1 protein-coding gene is annotated in these 555 nt (G+C 67.4%); it reads right to left on the bottom strand.

The window, feature by feature from the left end; genetic code table 11:
• The coding region (locus PKE99_RS39430) for a lytic transglycosylase domain-containing protein (protein WP_271215172.1) at positions 1-375 on the bottom strand (375 nt) is incomplete at its 3' end.
• Positions 376-555 lie beyond the last annotated feature (180 nt).

Genomic DNA, 555 nt, shown 5'->3' with positions numbered 1-555 from the left:
CGCGGCGACGTTGCCGTAGCGGTCCCACATTTCGCGCAGATAAGCCGCACCCGCCATGATGTTGTCGCGTGGGTCGTAAGGATCGCGGCCGAGGCCATGGCGGACGCGCAGGCCCGCCCAAGTGTCGGGCATGACCTGCATCAATCCCATCGCTCCGGCCGACGAGATTGCGCGCACGTCGCCCGCGCTCTCGGCGCGGAGCACTGCGCGAATCCAGTGTTCGGGAATACCGAAACGTTGCGAGGCTTCGGTAATGAAGCCGGCATAGGGATCGGAGGGATTCGCGCGCGCGACGGGTGCGGCTTGCGCCGATACGGCAACCGGACTGACTCCGACCGCGAGCACGCCAGCCAGCAGCAGACCGGCATATCGCACGATCTTCCTGTCTCTGTTCGACCTCCAGCCTGCCAGCGTGCTCGCTGCGGTCAAGGGCAAGGCGCGAGCGCCGGCGAGAGGCCGCCCCTGACCTTCGCTGTGCGCGCCGGCCGTCCGGTGGCCGAGCGGGACGACAGGATGAGACGGCCTTGCCGCGAACAACGGGATGAGGGTTTTGAA

This window comes from Pseudonocardia halophobica, from assembly GCF_027922425.1.
GTDB lineage: Bacteria > Actinomycetota > Actinomycetes > Mycobacteriales > Pseudonocardiaceae > Pseudonocardia > Pseudonocardia halophobica.
This window is presented reverse-complemented; position numbering and strand designations above follow the sequence as displayed.